General features: G+C 71.1%; 12 protein-coding genes. 7 read left to right on the forward strand and 5 right to left on the reverse strand.

Annotated elements, in window-relative coordinates:
• Nucleotides 1-149 precede the first annotated feature (149 nt).
• Nucleotides 150-329, forward strand: a complete 180-nt coding sequence (locus EXE50_RS00505) for a hypothetical protein (protein ID WP_053772302.1) — start codon at nucleotides 150-152, stop codon at nucleotides 327-329.
• A 319-nt stretch (nucleotides 330-648) separates the two neighbouring features.
• Here EXE50_RS00505 and feoB read toward each other — a convergent pair whose 3' ends face one another.
• From feoB to lonB, 4 genes are all read right to left on the reverse strand, one after another.
• A complete protein-coding gene (gene feoB, locus EXE50_RS00515; protein ID WP_053772300.1) occupies nucleotides 649-2,544 on the reverse strand; it encodes a ferrous iron transport protein B in 1,896 nt (631 codons plus the stop codon).
• Nucleotides 2,541-2,783 (reverse strand): FeoA domain-containing protein, encoded by a 243-nt coding sequence (locus EXE50_RS00520; protein WP_053772299.1) that lies wholly within the window; start codon nucleotides 2,781-2,783, stop codon nucleotides 2,541-2,543. Before EXE50_RS00520 ends, feoB begins: the two co-directional genes overlap by 4 nt.
• 105 nt (nucleotides 2,784-2,888) lie before the next feature.
• A complete protein-coding gene (locus EXE50_RS00525; protein ID WP_137704065.1) occupies nucleotides 2,889-3,809 on the reverse strand; it encodes an NAD(P)/FAD-dependent oxidoreductase in 921 nt (306 codons plus the stop codon).
• 351 nt (nucleotides 3,810-4,160) lie between these two features.
• Entirely contained in the window at nucleotides 4,161-6,437 is a 2,277-nt protein-coding gene (gene lonB / locus EXE50_RS00530) for an ATP-dependent protease LonB (protein ID WP_053772297.1), read from the reverse strand.
• A 170-nt stretch (nucleotides 6,438-6,607) separates the two neighbouring features.
• Between lonB and EXE50_RS00535 the strand changes: the two genes are divergently transcribed.
• Both EXE50_RS00535 and EXE50_RS00540 read left to right on the forward strand, forming a co-directional pair.
• Nucleotides 6,608-7,138 (forward strand): nicotinamide-nucleotide adenylyltransferase, encoded by a 531-nt coding sequence (locus EXE50_RS00535; protein WP_053772296.1) that lies wholly within the window; start codon nucleotides 6,608-6,610, stop codon nucleotides 7,136-7,138.
• A gap of 107 nt (nucleotides 7,139-7,245) precedes the next feature.
• Nucleotides 7,246-8,079, forward strand: a complete 834-nt coding sequence (locus tag EXE50_RS00540) for an S-adenosyl-l-methionine hydroxide adenosyltransferase family protein (protein ID WP_053772295.1) — start codon at nucleotides 7,246-7,248, stop codon at nucleotides 8,077-8,079.
• Nucleotides 8,080-8,118: 39 nt separating this feature from the next.
• On the opposite strand, the gene EXE50_RS00545 is transcribed toward EXE50_RS00540, so the two are convergent.
• Nucleotides 8,119-8,598: a DUF5793 family protein gene (locus EXE50_RS00545; protein WP_137704066.1), complete on the reverse strand. Its 480-nt coding sequence runs from the start codon at nucleotides 8,596-8,598 to the stop codon at nucleotides 8,119-8,121.
• Nucleotides 8,599-8,769: 171 nt separating this feature from the next.
• On the opposite strand from EXE50_RS00545, the gene EXE50_RS00550 reads away from it, so the two are divergent.
• The 4 genes from EXE50_RS00550 (at nucleotide 8,770) to EXE50_RS00565 (ending at nucleotide 15,946) form a co-directional block, all read left to right on the forward strand.
• A complete protein-coding gene (locus EXE50_RS00550) occupies nucleotides 8,770-10,467 on the forward strand; it encodes a type II/IV secretion system ATPase subunit (RefSeq protein WP_053772293.1) in 1,698 nt (565 codons plus the stop codon).
• Nucleotides 10,464-12,665: a type II secretion system F family protein gene (locus EXE50_RS00555; RefSeq protein ID WP_137704067.1), complete on the forward strand. Its 2,202-nt coding sequence runs from the start codon at nucleotides 10,464-10,466 to the stop codon at nucleotides 12,663-12,665. Before EXE50_RS00550 ends, EXE50_RS00555 begins: the two co-directional genes overlap by 4 nt.
• Nucleotides 12,666-12,766: 101 nt before the next feature.
• Nucleotides 12,767-13,435: a class I SAM-dependent methyltransferase gene (locus tag EXE50_RS00560; protein ID WP_053772291.1), complete on the forward strand. Its 669-nt coding sequence runs from the start codon at nucleotides 12,767-12,769 to the stop codon at nucleotides 13,433-13,435.
• Nucleotides 13,436-13,495: 60 nt separating this feature from the next.
• Nucleotides 13,496-15,946, forward strand: a complete 2,451-nt coding sequence (locus EXE50_RS00565) for a methyl-accepting chemotaxis protein (RefSeq protein WP_137704068.1) — start codon at nucleotides 13,496-13,498, stop codon at nucleotides 15,944-15,946.
• Nucleotides 15,947-15,993 lie beyond the last annotated feature (47 nt).

Raw genomic sequence — 15,993 nt, forward strand, 5'->3', positions numbered from 1 at the left:
GCCTCCATAACCCCGGAGTTGGCACAGGACAATCGACCGCGGAGCGCCCGCCGCCGCGCCCTCGGCTGCGACGCGGGGCCCGCCCGCGGGTCCGAAATTTGTCCTGCGCCAAACCATCGCTTTGGGTGGCGAGGCGACTGCGCTTAGGCATGAAGACACGGCACGCGGTGCTGGCACTCGTCGCCCTCGTCACGTTGGTGATGACCGTCAGAGCGGTCGTCGCCGGCCTGGACGGCGACTTCGGGACGGTCGGCAGACAGGTCGGGGTCGGCGGGATCGTCTTCGCGTTCGGCGTGGCGCTGTACCGGAGCTGGGAGTCGGTCGGCTGACTCGGCGGCCCGCTCCGCGACGGGGGCGGCAGAGCGTCCGGCGCGGTCGACGGCGGCCCCCGGAGCGCCCGGCCGCCACCCGCGCCGCCTCGCACCGACCCTCGTCAGGACTCGTTCGCGGGCTCGTCGCCGGCGGAACCGTCGTCGGATCGCCGCGCGTCGGCTAGCCGCTCCGCGACCTGTCGCCGGAGGCGCTCGAAGGGCGACGAACACGCGCCGCACTCGGCACACGAGACACCCGCGCAGGAGGCGGGGGCGCCACAGCGCGGACACGAGAGCCCGTTCGCCGGTTCGAACTCGTACCCGCAGCGCGGGCAGATCACGTGATCACCCCCAAGGCGGCCGAGACAGCGCCTCCGACGACGAACGCGGTGACCCAGGAGCCGACCCATACGAGGATCGCGCTCCGCGCGTCGCGCTCTCTGAGGACCATCGCCATCGTGAGGATACACGGGACGAACAGCGTGACGACCACCAGCCCGACGAAGGTCTGTGACGCCGTCAGCTGTAGATCCGTCATCCCGGCGGCGGCGAAGTCGCGGCGGATCAGCCCCAACACGAGCACCTCTCCGAACGACGCGGGAAGGCCCAGAGCCGCAGTCAGCGGCCGGAGCGCACCGACTATCGCGTCGAGCGCGCCGAGGTAATCGAGCGTCGATACCGCCGCCGCGGTGACCCCAAACAGCGGGGCCGCCTCCCGGAGGAACGCGCCGGCCCGGTTCGCCGTCTTCCGGGCGACGTTCGTCGGGCGGGGGACGCGCAGCCGCGGTAGCTGCTCGATCAGCGCGTCCTGTCGACCGGGCAGCGTTCGGTCGAGAACGACGCCGACGGTCCCGAGGACCCCGAGCAGCAGCGTCAGGTAACCGATCCACCAGACGGGCCCGAGTTCGGCGAGCAACCCCGCGACGACGCCGATCTGTGCCGAACAGGGAATCGCGAGCCCCAGAAGCGCCGTCGTGATGAGCCGCTCTCGGCGCGACCCGACCACTCGGGTGGAGACGACCGCCATCGTCACGCACCCCACGCCGACGATCAGCGGGACGACCGCGCGGCCGTTGAGCCCGATCCGGTCGAGTCCCCTGTCCGTCACCACGGCAAGCCGCGGGAGGACGCCGGCGTCTTCGAGCGTTCCGATCACGAGGTAGAACGCGACCACGAGCGGGAGCAGGACGCCGAGCGTGTACCGGACGGTGACCGTCAACAGCCCGAGGCTGTCGTTGACCAGCAGGAACTCGACGGGTCGGGCCCACCCGCTCGCCGGGAGCAGGTCCGCGACGGCCGCCTCGACCGCCGGGGCGTAGTACCGCCCGAATAGCACAGTCTCCGCGTAGTCCACGACCCGCTGCGCGACGAGCACCCCCATGACGTAGAACACAGCGAAAAGGAGCGCGAGCGCGATCGGGACCCCCGTCACCGGCCGCATCAACAGGCCTCCGAGCCGTTCCCCGAGACGACGCCGAGAACCCCGTTCGACCGTCTCGACGATGGACCTGACGCGCGTCCGGCGCTCGCGGTACACCGCCTCCCGTTCTCCGACGGCGGCGAGCGGTGCGGCGCCGCCGTCGGCCGCGAGGTCGCGAGCCCCGACGCGGCGAGCCGTCGGTTCGTCGCCCTCGACGAGGAGGGTCTTCTCCGCCCGACTGGCGTCGATCCCGTCGGGGAGCGCGCCGTAGTACGAGGCGACCGGCGTCGACTCCGGGGCGGACGCCTCGGGGAGTCGATCGCGCAGTTCGTCGACGCCCGCGCCCGTGACGGCGACGGTCGGGACGACGGGCACGCCGAGGGACCGCTCCAGCGCGTCGGCGTCGATCTCGAGGCCCTCGGCCTCGACCTCGTCCATCATGTTCAGCGCGACGACGGTCGGGACCCCCATGTCCAACAGCTGTAGTGTCACGAACAGGTCTCGGTCGAGCTGCGTGGCGTCGACGACGTTCACGACCGCGTCGGCCCGGAGGACGATCCGCCTCGTGACCCGCTCCTCCTCTGAGAACGACGAGATTCCGTGGACCCCGGGCGTGTCGATCAGGCGGGTCGAGCCGAGGGGCGCCGCGGTCGTCTCGACCGTGGTGCCGGGATAGTTCGAGACCTCGACGTACTCGGGTGTGAGACGCCCGAACAGCACGCTCTTGCCCGTGTTGGGTGCACCGACCAGCGCCGTGGACGTCTCGACGTCGCCCGCCGTGGGCCCGCGGGCCGCGTCCCCGCTCGCCGTCATCGCGGTGCGTCGTCGGGCTCCGCCCGCTCTACGGTGATCTCCCGGGCCAGTGACCGCCCGAGCGCCACCTCCGTCCCGCGACGTCGAACGACGACGGGGCCGTTGCGGATCCGGCGGCGACACTCGACGCGACCGTCTAGGAGGCCGAGCCGCAGCAAACGAGCGCGGCGCTCGCCGTCCGGCACGTCGACCAGTTCGACCCACTCCCCCGATGGAACGTCGGCCAGCGCGACTACCATTTAGGCTTACCTAAAACAACGGGCGTGTTGGGCGGCACTGCTCATTATGTAGTCTTATATAATACCCTCCGCGTCCGCCGCGAGCCGAGTCGACGGGCGGACCGGTCAGGCCGGCTGCGAGTCCAGCTTCTTGTAATCGATGTAGTCCGCCCCGCGGAGCTCTTCGAGTAGGTTGATGGCCGCGCGGGCGCCCTCGCCGACGGAGGTCGCGATCTGCTGGTGGCCGCCGGTGACGTCGCCCGCGGCGTACACCCGGTCGACCGGCGTCGACTGGTCGGGGTCGGTGACGATGTCGTCGCCCTCGACGGGCACGCCGAGCATCTCCGCGAGGTCGGTTCCGCCGGCGGTACCGAGCGCGACGAACAACCCGTCGACCGGTATCTCGTCGCCCTCTCGGGTGACGACGGCTTCGAGGACCTCCTCGCCGGCGAGCCGATCGAGATCGTCGGTGACCACCCGGATCCCGGCGTCGTCGACCCGCTCTCTCAGCTCCCCGTTGGCCTCGAACGCCGACCCGTTGGTGAGGATCCGGACGTCGTCGGTGTAGTCGAGCAGCATGAGCGCCTCGGTCGCGGCGTAGTTGTCGGTGCCGACGACCGCGACGGGGCTGTCGCGGTAGAAGTAGGCGTCGCACTCGACGCAGTAGGAGACGCCGTGGCCCTCGTACGCCTCGACGTCCGCGACGGCCGGCCGCTCGTAGTCCGCGCCCGTCGCGATGATGACCCCGTCGACGACGTACTCGTCGACCGTCGTCTCGACGCGGTACCGGTCGCCGTCAGGCTCGATCCGAACGACCTCCTCCTCGACGATTTCGGCCCCGTACTTCCGCGCGTGTTCCCGTCCCAGGTCGACGAGCTCCGGCCCCGTGACCCCGTCCGGGAACCCGTAGACGTTCTCCATCGTGTCCACGTCCCGGGTCGTCCCGCCCCCGTCGTCGAACACGAGCGTTCGCCTGTCCGCCCGGGCCGTGTAGATGGCGGCGTTCAGTCCGGTCGGTCCGCCGCCGATGATCGCTACCCCTGACATCTGTATTGTTTAGTACGCACTATACTAACTTATGAGTTCCGCACTTGGCGTCGGTCGAGCGGTTCGTTCTCATCCGCGACGCTGACAACGATGAGTGCTTTCGGGCCTCTAAATCGAGAATACGCAGTTACTGGCGCACGCACGTTTCCGCGCGCTTGCGAGGTCTCAGTTGTATCGGGCGCATTAGTTATGCGTTAATAGCGAAATACTCTCGCGAGTACGGCGTCGCTCGGCGAGCGATCGAGACCGGACCCGAGGAGACGACGCCCGGGGAACTGCGGGCGACGCCCGCGGTACGGCAGTTCGACGGAACGAGAACGAAAGCGGTCGGACCGCGAGGCCCGAGTCCGTCTACTGCGGGCTCGGGTTCGAGGGCCCGGAGACGTTGCCGTCCTTCAGCGCGGAGCCCGTGATCGACTTCAGCCGGGAGACGAGGGAGTCCTTCTCGGCCTCGCCCTCCAGCGCGATGTCGAGGACCTCGCTGATGTGCGAGACCGGGATGACCTCGATCATCTCCTCGTACTCGTCTTCGATCATCACGTCCTGCTCGTTGGCCGCGGGGATGATCACTCGGTCGCAGCCGGCCTTCGCGGCCGCCTCGATCTTGTGTGTGACCCCGCCGACGGGGAGCACGTCGCCGCGGACCGACAGCGAGCCGGTCATCGCGAGCGACTGGTCGACGCCGACGTCCTCCAGCGCGGAGATGACGGCGGTCGCGACCGTGATGGACGCGGAGTCGCCGTCGACGCCCTGCTGGCCCGTCTGGATGAACTGGATGTGGATGTCCTTCTCGGAGATGTTCTCGTCGGAGAACTTCTTGATGATCGCCGAGACGTTCTGGACCGACTCCTCGGCCATCTCCTTGAGCTGGCCGGTGGCGATCACCTGCCCGCCGCTCTGGGTCGGGGTCACCTCGGCCATCACCGGGAGCATGATCCCGGAGTCCTCGCCCATCACGGCGAGGCCGTTGACGCGCCCGGTGACGTAGCCGTCGGAGACCTGGAGCTCGTAGTCCTTCCGGCGCTCGATGTAGTCGTCGGCGAGCTGCTGTTCGATGGACCGCGAGCGCCCCTTCGCCTGGAGCACGTGGTCGCGGGTCGTGTAGTCGGCGTCCTCGCCCCGGGCGATGTCGCCCGCGACGCGGACCATCCCGCCGAGGTTCCGCATCTTCAGCGTGAGGTGACCCTTCCGGCCGGAGCGGCGCTTGGCCTCGAGGATGATCTCCTCGACGGCCTCCGCGGAGAACTCCGGCAGGCGGCCGTCCTTCGCGACCTCCTGGGCGATGAACCGCACGTACTTGCGGCGCATCTCCGGGGTGTCCTCGATGGTGTCCTCCATGTACACCTCGTAGCCGTACCCCTTGATACGGCTGCGCAGCGCCGGGTGCATGTTCTCCATCGCGTCGAGGTTCCCGGCCGCGATCATGACGAAGTCCGTCGGGACGGGCTCGGTCTGGACCATCGCGCCCGAGGAGCGCTCGGACTGGCCCGTGATCGAGAACTCGCCCTCCTGGATCGCCGTCATGAGGTGCTGCTGGCTGCGGATGTCGAGCGTGTTGATCTCGTCGATGAACAGCACGCCCTTGTTCGCCTTGTGGATGGCCCCCGCCTCGACGCGGTCGTGGCTGGGCGTCTCCATCCCGCCGGACTGGAACGGGTCGTGCCGCACGTCGCCGAGCAGCGCACCGGCGTGCGCGCCGGTCGCGTCGCGGAACGGCGCGGTCTTCGTGTCGCCGTTGTTCACCAGCAGGTTCGGGATCATCGCGTCCGACCCGCGGTTGAGGTAGCGGAAGACGAGGTACACCACGCCGGCCGCGATGATGCCGACGAGGATCTGGCCGACGATGATGAGCGCGTAGCCCAGCACGACGGCGATGATGATCCACATCAGCAGCGACCGCATCTGGTTGCGCTTGCGCGCCTCCTCGCGGTGCGCCTCGACGATCTGGTCGCCCTTGCCGGCCGGCACCGTCCGGACCTTCGGCTTGTTGCCGTCGTCGGGGTTGTGATACACCAAAACGTCCTGAAGCTCCTCCTTCGGGAGGAGTTCGGACATCGCCTTCGCGAGCATCGACTTCCCGGTCCCGGGCGAGCCGATCATCATCACGTGGCGGCGCTGCTTCGCCGCCTTGATGATCACGTCGCGGGCGTGCTCCTGCCCGATGACCTGGTCGACGAGCCGGTCGGGGATCTCGATCTCGGCCGTCGTGTCGATCTTGAGCCCGCCGAGGAGGTCGTCCTCGTCCGGGTCGTCCTCGATCTCGGCGCCCTCGACCTCGACGGTGCTACCGAGCTCGTCGATGTCGCCGTCGTCGGCCGGCTCCGCGGCGTCGCCGTTCCGGCCGCCGTCGGGACCCTCCCCGACGACGTCGGTCCCCTCGAACCCGTCGTCGTCGACGACGACCCCGTCGTCCCAGGGGTCCTCGCCGTCGGGGCCCGCGGCCGACTCGCCGTCGGAGTCCGCGGCCTCGTCGACGCCGGGCTCGTTCGCCGGACCGTCGTCGGGCTCGGGGTCGCCGCGCGTGGCGTCCTCGCCGTTCCCCGCCGGACTCGAGTCGTCGACGCCGCCGCGAGGCGGTTCGTCGGGGTCGTCGGCCGTCGGGTCGTTCGTGTCCTTCTCGTTGCTCATAGAATCGGGTAACGCTACCGAAAACGAAGGGGCGGCTACTGATATACTTTCTCCCCCCGGCCGTGTCGCCCCGGGGGCAATAAACCCCGCTTTGAAGCCGTATATTTCCCGATCTGGGGGCTCGACCGTTCCCACGGGGTTTATAAATGACGCCGACGGTACGTAGATTCATGCGGGGGTTCTACATCGGCCGGTATCAGCCGTTCCACGACGGCCACCAGCACATGGTGGAAGAGATCGCGGAGGAGGTCGACGAACTCGTCTTGGGTATCGGCTCCGCCGGCGACTCCCACACCACTCGGAACCCCTTCACCGCCGGCGAGCGCGTGATGATGGTGACGAAGGCGGTCGAGGAACTGGACGCCACCACCTACGTCGTCCCCATCGAGGACCTCGACCGGAACTCCGTGTGGGTGAGCCACGTCCAGAGCATGACACCCCGGTTCGACGTCGCGTACTCGAACAACCCGCTCGTGGTCCGCCTGTTCGAGGAGGCCGGCGTCGAGGTGCGCCAGTCCCCCATGTTCCGGCGCGACGTCCTGGAGGGGACCGAGCTCCGCGAACGCATGATCCGCGGCCGCGACTGGGAAGACCTGGTCCCCGACGCCGTCGTCGACGTGATCCGCGAGGTGGACGGCGTCGACCGCATCCGGCGGATCGCCGAGACCGACTCCAACGGCGACGAGCCCTCGGACCAGTAGCCGGGGAGACGGCGGCTCCGGCTCGCCGGCGTTCGACCGGCCGCGACGTGCGCCCGTCGAGACCGGCGCCCGTTCCTTTTAACAGCCCGCCGCACGCGGTCTCCGGTATGATCACGCTCACCTCGGACTTCGGCTCGCCGTACCCCGCCGCGATGAAGGGAGTGATCCGCCGGCACACGGCCGCGGAACTGATCGACGTGGCCCACGACCTGCCGCGCGGGGACCCGCGCGCCGCGGCCTTCTGGCTCCGGTTCGTCCTCCCGGAGTTCCCGCCGGCGGTCCACTGCGCCGTGGTCGATCCCGGGGTCGGAACCGACCGCGACGCCCTCGTCGTCCGCGCCGGCGCGCACGTCCTCGTGGCCCCGGACAACGGGCTGGCGATGCCGCCGGCCCGGGCGCTGGCGGCCGACGAGTCCGACGTCGAGGCGTGGACGGTCGCGGTCGACGACCCCGCGAGCGAGACGTTCCACGGCCGCGACGTGTTCGCCCCGACCGCGGCGCGGATCCGGGCGGCGCTCGACCAGGCGGCGGACGGCGAGTCGACCGACGCCGACGCGGTCGGGGAGACGCTGGCAGGCATGGACGACCTGTCGCCCGCGAGCGACCCCGCGGACATCCGCTTCCCGGAGCCGACGGTCGAGCGCGACGAGGGAGGCGACGTGACCGCCGTCGACGGCGAGGTGCTCGCGATCGACCGGTTCGGCAACGTGATCACCAACGTCCCCGGCGACCTGGTCCGCGGCCGCGACTGGATCCGCGTCGACGGCGACCTCACGCCGGTCGCGGAGACGTTCGGCGCCGTCGAGCCCGGCGAGCGCCTCGTCACGGTCGGGAGCCACGGCTACGCGGAGTGCGACGTCAACGACGGTCGCGGCGACGGCGCGTTCGACCTCCGGCCGGGGGACTCGGTGCGGTTCGTCCCGGACAGCGTCAGCCTGTGAGCGCCGGGTGACTCGCCCGGCGTCGGCCGGTCGCGGCCGCTACAGTTCGACGCCCGAGGGGATCAGGCTCTCGCTGCGGAGCAGGTTCCCGTCAGGGTCGTACACGAGGAAGGTGTCCTTGTCGTAGGCGACGAGCCGATTGCCGTCCACGTCGATCTCGACGCGGTACCGGGCGTCGCCGTCGTCCGTCGCGTCGCGCGCGGCGTGGATGAACGGGAGGACGTCCGTCGCCGTCTCGTTGAGTTCGAGGATGAAGTCGCCGGTGTACCGGTTGGTGACGCCGACGACGCCCTCCGGGTCGTCCGCCTCGCCCAGCGGCTCGCGGAGCCGGAAGGCGACGTCGATCTGGTCGGCCGTGAGCAGGTCGCCGTCGGCGGCGTCCCCGCTCTCGCCGCCGGAGAGCCGCTCGCGGAGCAGTTCCTCCGGCCCGTGGAAGTCGATCCGCACCAGCGGGGGCGACCGAGAGCCGGCGCCGCCGTCGACGCCCTCGACGGTCAGATCGAAGTAGTCACGCCGCATTTCCTATTGGTTGCTTTGCGGTCCGGCCGTATCAACGTAACGGGCGGCCGGGCGGCCCCGAGCCCCGGCGCCGCCGGAATCCGGAGCCGACCCGGGGCCGCGCCCCCGATGTCGGTCGTGATAATTGTCGGGGGTAGTTTAACTTCCCCCCGACTCTATGGCCCCGTATCCATGGCGAGTGACGCCGGCGGGAGCGACCTCGGCGACCGGATCGAGGACCTCCAGCGGCGCCTCTCGCACGCGTGGGAACTGCTCCAGGGGTCGACACTCGACGTCCGCCCGTTCCGCCCGGGCGAGGACGGCCCGCTCGCCTCGTTCGTCGTCCCCGAGGACGAGCGCGAGGTCGACCGGTACTGGGTGAACGCCCCCTACGCGTACGTCGTGATCACCTACGACGAGGCGGAGAGCGAACACCGCTACTACGCGGTCGAGCCCGAACTCGACGCCTTCGAGCGCGACCTGCTCGACCGCGTCGTCGACGACATCCGCGACCCGCTCCTCTACCGCGAGGGGACCGGCAAGACCGACGAGGAGACGCTTAAATCCGAGCTGGAGGCGCTCCTTGAGGGGTACGGGGTCGAGGTGGGGATGGACTCCTTCCACGCGCTCGCGTACTACCTCTACCGCGACTTCCGCGGCTACGGGAAGGTCGACCCCCTCCTCAACGACCGCCACATCGAGGACGTCTCCTGTGACGGGTACGACCTCCCCATCTTCGTCTACCACGACGAGTACACGGACGTCGAGACGAACGTCTCGTTCGGCCAGGAGGCGCTCGACAGCTACGTGATCCGGCTCGCCCAGCAGTCGGGGCGCCACGTCTCCGTCGGCGACCCCATCGTCGAGACGACGCTGCCCGACGGGTCGCGGGCGGAGCTCGCGCTCGGCGAGGAGGTGACGCCGCGGGGGTCGGCGTTCACCATCCGCCAGTACGCGGAGGACCCGTTCACGCCCGTCGACCTCGTGGAGTACGGGACCTTCTCGATCGAGCAGATGGCGTACTTCTGGCTCTGTATCGAGCACAACAAGAGCCTCATCTTCGCGGGCGGCACGGCATCCGGGAAGACCACCTCGATGAACGCGGTGTCGATGTTCGTCCCCCCGCGCGCGAAGGTGCTCACCATCGAGGACACCCGAGAGCTCTCCCTGTACCACGACAACTGGCTCTCGGCGGTCACCCGCGAGCGCCGGTACGAGGGGACCGACATCGACATGTACGACCTGCTGCGCTCGGCGCTGCGTCACCGCCCCGAGTACATCGTCGTCGGCGAGGTCCGCGGCGAGGAGGCGATCACGCTGTTCCAGGCGATGAACACCGGCCACACCACGTTCTCGACGATGCACGCCGACTCGATCGAGACGGTGATCAACCGGCTGGAGAACGAGCCGATCAACGTCCCGCGGGCGATGGTCCAGTCGCTCGACATGCTCTCGGTCCAGACGCTCACGCGCTCCGACGACGAGCGCGTGCGCCGCGCGAAGACGATCGGCGAGATCGGCGGCATCGACCAGCGGACGGGCGAGCTGGACTACTCCTCGGCGTTCGAGTGGGTGCCCGACGCCGACACGTTCCGCCGGAACGACTCCTCGCTGTTAGAGGAGATCGCCGACGAGCGCGGCTGGTCGCGCTCGGAGCTGCTGCGCGAGGTCCGGCGGCGCGAGCGCTTCCTCGAACTGCTCTCCGCGCTCGGCATCGACGACTACCGGACGTTCACCGCCCTCGTCAACGAGTACTACGCCGACCCCGACCGCGTGATGGAGCGGCTCGACGATCGCGCCGCCGCGGCCGACGGCGTCGACGCCGACGACCTCGCGGCCGAGGAGGGTCGCGCCGCCGGCGACCCGACGGCGGACCCCGCGGACGGATGATCGCGTACCTCCCCCTGGCCGCCGCGGTCGCGGCCTGTCTCGCGCTCGCGCTCCCGCTCGTCGACGACCGGGCGGACCTGTTCGTCACCCGCGTCGCGCTGACGGCGTTCGGCGACTACGTCGGCGAGAACGAGGCGCGGCGGCGGGCCCAACGCGACCGGATGCGCGCGGCCCACGTCGCCGGCACGACCCACCGCGTCTACGCCTCGCGGACCCTGTTGTACGCCGCCGTCCTCGGGGTCGCCGGCAGCGTGATCGGGGTGTACGCGGCCGCGGGGCTGCTCGCCGCGCTCGACGTCGGCGAGGCGGCGATCCGCGAGGCGCTCCCGGCCGCGGTCGAGTTCGTCGCCGTCGTCGCGCGCCTCGCCGACCTCGGGCTCGGGCGGCTGTTCGTCCTGCTCGCGGTCGTCTCCGCGACGGTGGGGTCCGGGCTCGCGCTCGGCGCGTACGTCGCCCGGTGGCAGCTGCTCGACCAGCGGGCCGCGGCGCGCGCCGCCGAGATAGACGCCACCCTGCCGCGGACGGTCGCGTTCATGTACGCGCTCTCGCGCTCGGGGATGGCGTTCCCGCGGGTGATGGACACGCTCGCGCAGAACGAGGCGGTGTACGGCGAGGCCGCCACGGAGCTGTCGGTCGCGGTGCGCGACATGAACGCCTTCGGGACCGACGCGCTCACCGCGCTCCAGCGCATCTCGCGGCGGACGCCCAGCGACGACCTGGCGGACTTCTCGGAGAACCTCGCCTCCGTCCTCGGCACCGGGCAGTCGGTGTCGTCGTTCCTCGACGACCAGTACGAGCGCTACCAGGCGGAGGCGGAGGCCAAACAGGAACAGTACCTGGAGCTGCTCTCGACGTTCGCCGAGGCGTACGTGACCGCGCTCGTCGCCGGCCCGCTCTTTTTCATCACCATCCTCGTCGTCATCGGGCTGGTCTTACAGGACACGCTCCCGCTCCTCCGCGTCGTCGTCTACTTCGGCGTGCCGCTCGCCACCTTCGGCTTCGTCGTCTACGTCGACAGCGTGACGCAGGGCGTCGGCGGCACCGAGACCGTCGCGGCGTCGTCGCTCGACGACCCCGACACCCCGTCGGTCACCGGAGTGCGCCACGCGACGGACGAACCGGGCGACCGCGGCGGCTCCCAGCGGTTCGACGGCGGCGCGGCGGCCGGCCGGGAGGCGAGCGCCCCGAGCGACGGGCCGAGCGCGACCGACGCGGGCGCCGGCCGCTGGGCCGAGAACCGCGAGCGGCTCCGGGTCTACGACCGACTCCGCTGGGTGCGGCGGCTGGCCGCCTCGCCGGTCGAGACGGTGCTGGACTCGCCGCGGACGGTGCCGCTCGCCGCGGTCCCGGTCGCGGTGGTCGGCCTGCTCGTCTTCGCGTTCCCGGTCACGCTCGGCACCCCCGTGGAGATGGTCGACCAGATCGACGGACCGATCGTCGTCGCGACGGCGCTCGTCCTCGCGGCGTACGCGGTGGCCTACGAGTCCGGCAAGCGCCGGGTCCGGCGCGTCGAGTCCGCGGTGCCGGACTTCCTCGACCGCCTCGCCAGCGTCAACGAGGCGGGGACCGCCGTGGTCGGCAGCGTCCGCCGCGTCGCCGACTCGAACCTGGAGGCGCTGACCGAGGACCTGCGCCGGACCCGCCGCGACATCGACTGGGGGGCGGACGTCTCGACCGCGCTGCGCCGGCTGGAGCGCCGGGTCCGGTCCCCGATGACCTCCCGGGCGGTCGCGCTCGTCACCAACGCGATCCGGGCGAGCGGCGACGTCGGGCCCGTCCTCCGGATCGCGGCCGACGAGTCGCGCGCGACCTGGTCCCTCCGCCGCGAGCGCCGGCAGGTGATGCTCACCTACCTCATCGTCATCTACATCTCCTTCCTCGTGTTCCTCGGCATCATCGCGGCGCTGTCGGTCTCGTTCATCCCCGCCATCGAGGCGGCGGGCGTCCCGGGGACCGGCGGGCTCCCGGACGCCGGGACCGGGGTGCCGAGCGGCCCGGGCGGGATCACGGACGGGATCGGCGACATCGACGTGGCGGTCTACGAACAGCTGTTCTTCCACGCCGCGTCGATTCAGGCGGTCTGCTCCGGGCTGGTCGCCGGCCAGCTCGGGGAGGGGTCGGTCCGCGACGGCGTGAAACACGTCGTGGTGCTGCTCGCGCTCACGCTCGTCGCGTTCGCCGCGATAGGCGTGGCGTGACGCCGCGGTCCCGGTCGGGCCGGTCGCGCCGACGCGCCGTCGCTCGGGACGGACTCCGCCGCGGCCGCACGAGCTAAACCGGTCGCGGTCGACGGGGGCGTATGGACTCGGATCCGGGGAGCGACGCGGGGTCGACCGGCGACCCGCGGGCGACGTACGACCGCATCGCGGCGCACTTCTCGAAGACGCGGGAGTACGCCTGGCCGGAGGTCGAGTCGTTCCTCGACGGCCGGTCGGGGGCGGTCGCGCTCGACGTCGGCTGCGGGAACGGGCGGCACACGGAGGCGCTCGCGGCGCGCGCCGAGACCGCCGTCGGCGTCGACCTCAGCGGCGGGCTGCTCGACGAGGCGGTCGCCCGCGCCCGAGAGCGGGGGTACGCGGACGCGACCGCGTTCGTCCACGGAGACGCGGCCGCGCTGCCGGTCCGCGACGGCGCGGTCGACCTCGCGGTCTACGTCGCCACGCTCCACCACCTCTCGCCCCGCGACGCCCGCGTCGAGAGCCTGAACGAACTGGCCCGGGTCCTCGCGCCGGACGGGGTCGCGCTCGTCAGCGCGTGGAGCACGGCGCACGACCGCTTCGACCGCGAGGAGGGGTTCGACACGACCGTCGACTGGACGCTGCCGGGCGGCGAGACGGTCCCCCGGTACTATCACATCTACTCGCCGTCCGAGTTCGAGTCCGACCTCGCGGAAAGCGACCTCGAACCGCACCACGTGACGGTTTCGAGCGGGAACTGCTACGCGGAGGCGTCGCCGCCGGACCGCTGATTATCACGAGAGATACCGCAGGGGGTGGATTAAATAGTCCCTGTCGACCGCCTGATGGTAATGGCTGACACTTTCCTCGAACGGGTCCTGCGTCGGGTCGCGCCCGACGCGGTCGCCCGGAGTTACCTCGCGAAGTTCCTCGTCGCCCTCGTCGTCGTCGTCCTCGCCATCGGGGCCGTCGGGGCCGTCACGTACGCCGAGACGACGGACCAGCTCGAATCGAACGCGCAGGGGGACTACACGGCCGTCGCGGAGCTGAGCGCCACGGAGCTCGACGGCTGGGCGAGCGACCGCCGCTCGGTGCTCACGGAGATCGCCGACAACCACGCGTTCTCCCAGGACCCCGCCCAAGTCGACAGCTACCTCTCCTCGCACCTCTCGCGGACCGCCGAGTCGGTCACCGCCCTCCACTTCGTCGACCGCGACGAGAGCGCCGTCCTCGCCAGCACCGACCGAGAGGCCGGCGAGTCGGTCACCTCGCAGGCGTGGTTCGACGACGACCTCCTGTTCGCGGACGACGTGTTCACGAGCCCCACCTACATGGTCGACGGCGAGCGCCGGATCGCGTACGTCGCGTCGACCCCGCTGCGGGAGTACCTCGTGATGGAGATCTCGCTCGCCCCCGTCACCGAGGACTTCCGTCAGCCCACCGAGAGCGCGTTCACGACCATCGTCCAGCCCGACGGCCGGATCGCGGCGAGCAACGCCGACTACGTCTCCGGGATCCGCTACGACACCGACGTTCGCTCGGCGATGCTCGACGACACGCGGGCCGTCGGGTTCCTCCCGTCGGCCACGTTCAGCTTCGCCGACGGCGGCGAGTACCTCGTCGCGTACGCGCCCTTGGAGACCGAGGAATGGTACGTCGCGGTCCACGTCCCGCTCTCCGAGGCGTACGCCCTCTCGGGGATGATCGGTCGGAACCTGCTCCTCATCGTCGGCGTCGCGATCGTCGGGCTCGGGCTGCTCGGCCTGACGCTCGGCCGCGGCACCGTCGCAGAGCTGAACCAGCTCCGGGCGCGGGCGACGGCGCTGGCCGACGGCGACCTCGACGTCGACTTCCACACGGAGCGGCGCGACGAGTTCGGCGACCTCTCCGCGGCGTTCGCCACCATGCGCGACTCGCTGCGCGACCAGATCCAGTCGGCGGAGACGCAGCGGGAGCGCGCCGAGGCGGCGAAGGCGGAGAGCGAGGCGTTCGCGGAGCGGCTGGAGTCGCGCGCCGGGGACTTCGGCGAGACGATGGCCGCCTGCGCGGACGGCGACCTCACCGCGCGGCTGGAGGCCGACCCCGAGGACCCCGAGGCCCTCCGCGACATCGCCGCGGAGTTCAACGACGCGATGGACGAACTGGAGGCCGCGATCGCGGAGGTCGACGCCTTCGCCGTCGAGGTGGCCGACCGCAGCGAGGCGGTGACCGACGGCACCGACGAGGCCGCGGCCGCCGGCCGGGAGACGAGCGACGCGGTCGACGAGATATCCGCCGGCGCGGAGCGGCAGAGTCGGCGGCTGGCCGAGGTGGCCGGCGAGATGGAGGACATGTCGGCGACCGTCGAGGAGGTCGCGGCCTCCGCCGACGAGGTGGCGACCACCTCCCGGCAGGCCGACGCGCTCACCGAGGAGGGCCGCGAGGCGGCGGCCGACGCGGTCGAGGAGCTCCACGGCATCGAGGCGCGCTCGGAGTCGGCCGCGGAGACGATCGAGCGGCTCGAGTCCGAGATGGCGGAGGTCGACGAGATCGTCGAGACGATCTCGGAGATCGCCGACCAGACGAACCTGCTCGCGCTCAACGCCTCGATCGAGGCGGCCCGCGCGGGCGAGGCCGGCTCCGGCTTCGCGGTCGTCGCCGAGGAGGTGAAGTCGCTCGCCGAGGAGACCCAGGAGTCCGCCGCCGAGGTCGAGGCCCTGATCGAGAGCCTCCGCGAGCGCACCGACGAGAGCGTCGACGAGATGGCCGCGATCCGCGACGGGGTCGACGACGGGGTCGGCGTCGTCGAGGACGCCGAGGACGCGCTCGAAGAGGTCTCCGAACGGGTGAGCGAGGCCGACGACGGCGTCCAGGAGATCTCCGGGGCGATGGACGCGCAGGCGGCGTCGGTCAACGAGGTGACCGGCGCGGTCGACGAGCTCGCGGGCGTGAGCGAGCAGACCACCGCCGAGGCGACCACCGTCGCGTCCGCCGCCGAGGAGCAGGCGGCCACGCTCGGCGAGGTCTCCGAGCAGGCGCACGACCTCCACGAGCGCGCCCGCGACCTGCGGGAGATGACCGAGGACTTCGAGGTCGACGCGGACGAGGCCGCCGCCGGCGACGCCGCGGCGTCGGCCGACGCCGGGGCCGTGGCGCTCGACGCCGACACCGCGTTCTCGTTCGGCGCCGACGAGGAGGCGTCGGACGCCGCGGCCGCGAGCACGGACGGCGGCACCGACACCGACGCGAGCGGCTCGGAGACAGAGACTGGAGCCGGATCGGAGCAGTCGCTCGACGAGCGCGCGCGTTCAACAGAAGAGTGACCGTCGTCGTCCGCGACGGCGCGTTCCGCCGGTGTCGTCGCGGTCGG

Origin of the sequence: Halorubrum sp. ARQ200, from assembly GCF_005435115.1 — an archaeon.
Taxonomy (GTDB): Archaea; Halobacteriota; Halobacteria; order Halobacteriales; family Haloferacaceae; genus Halorubrum; species Halorubrum tropicale.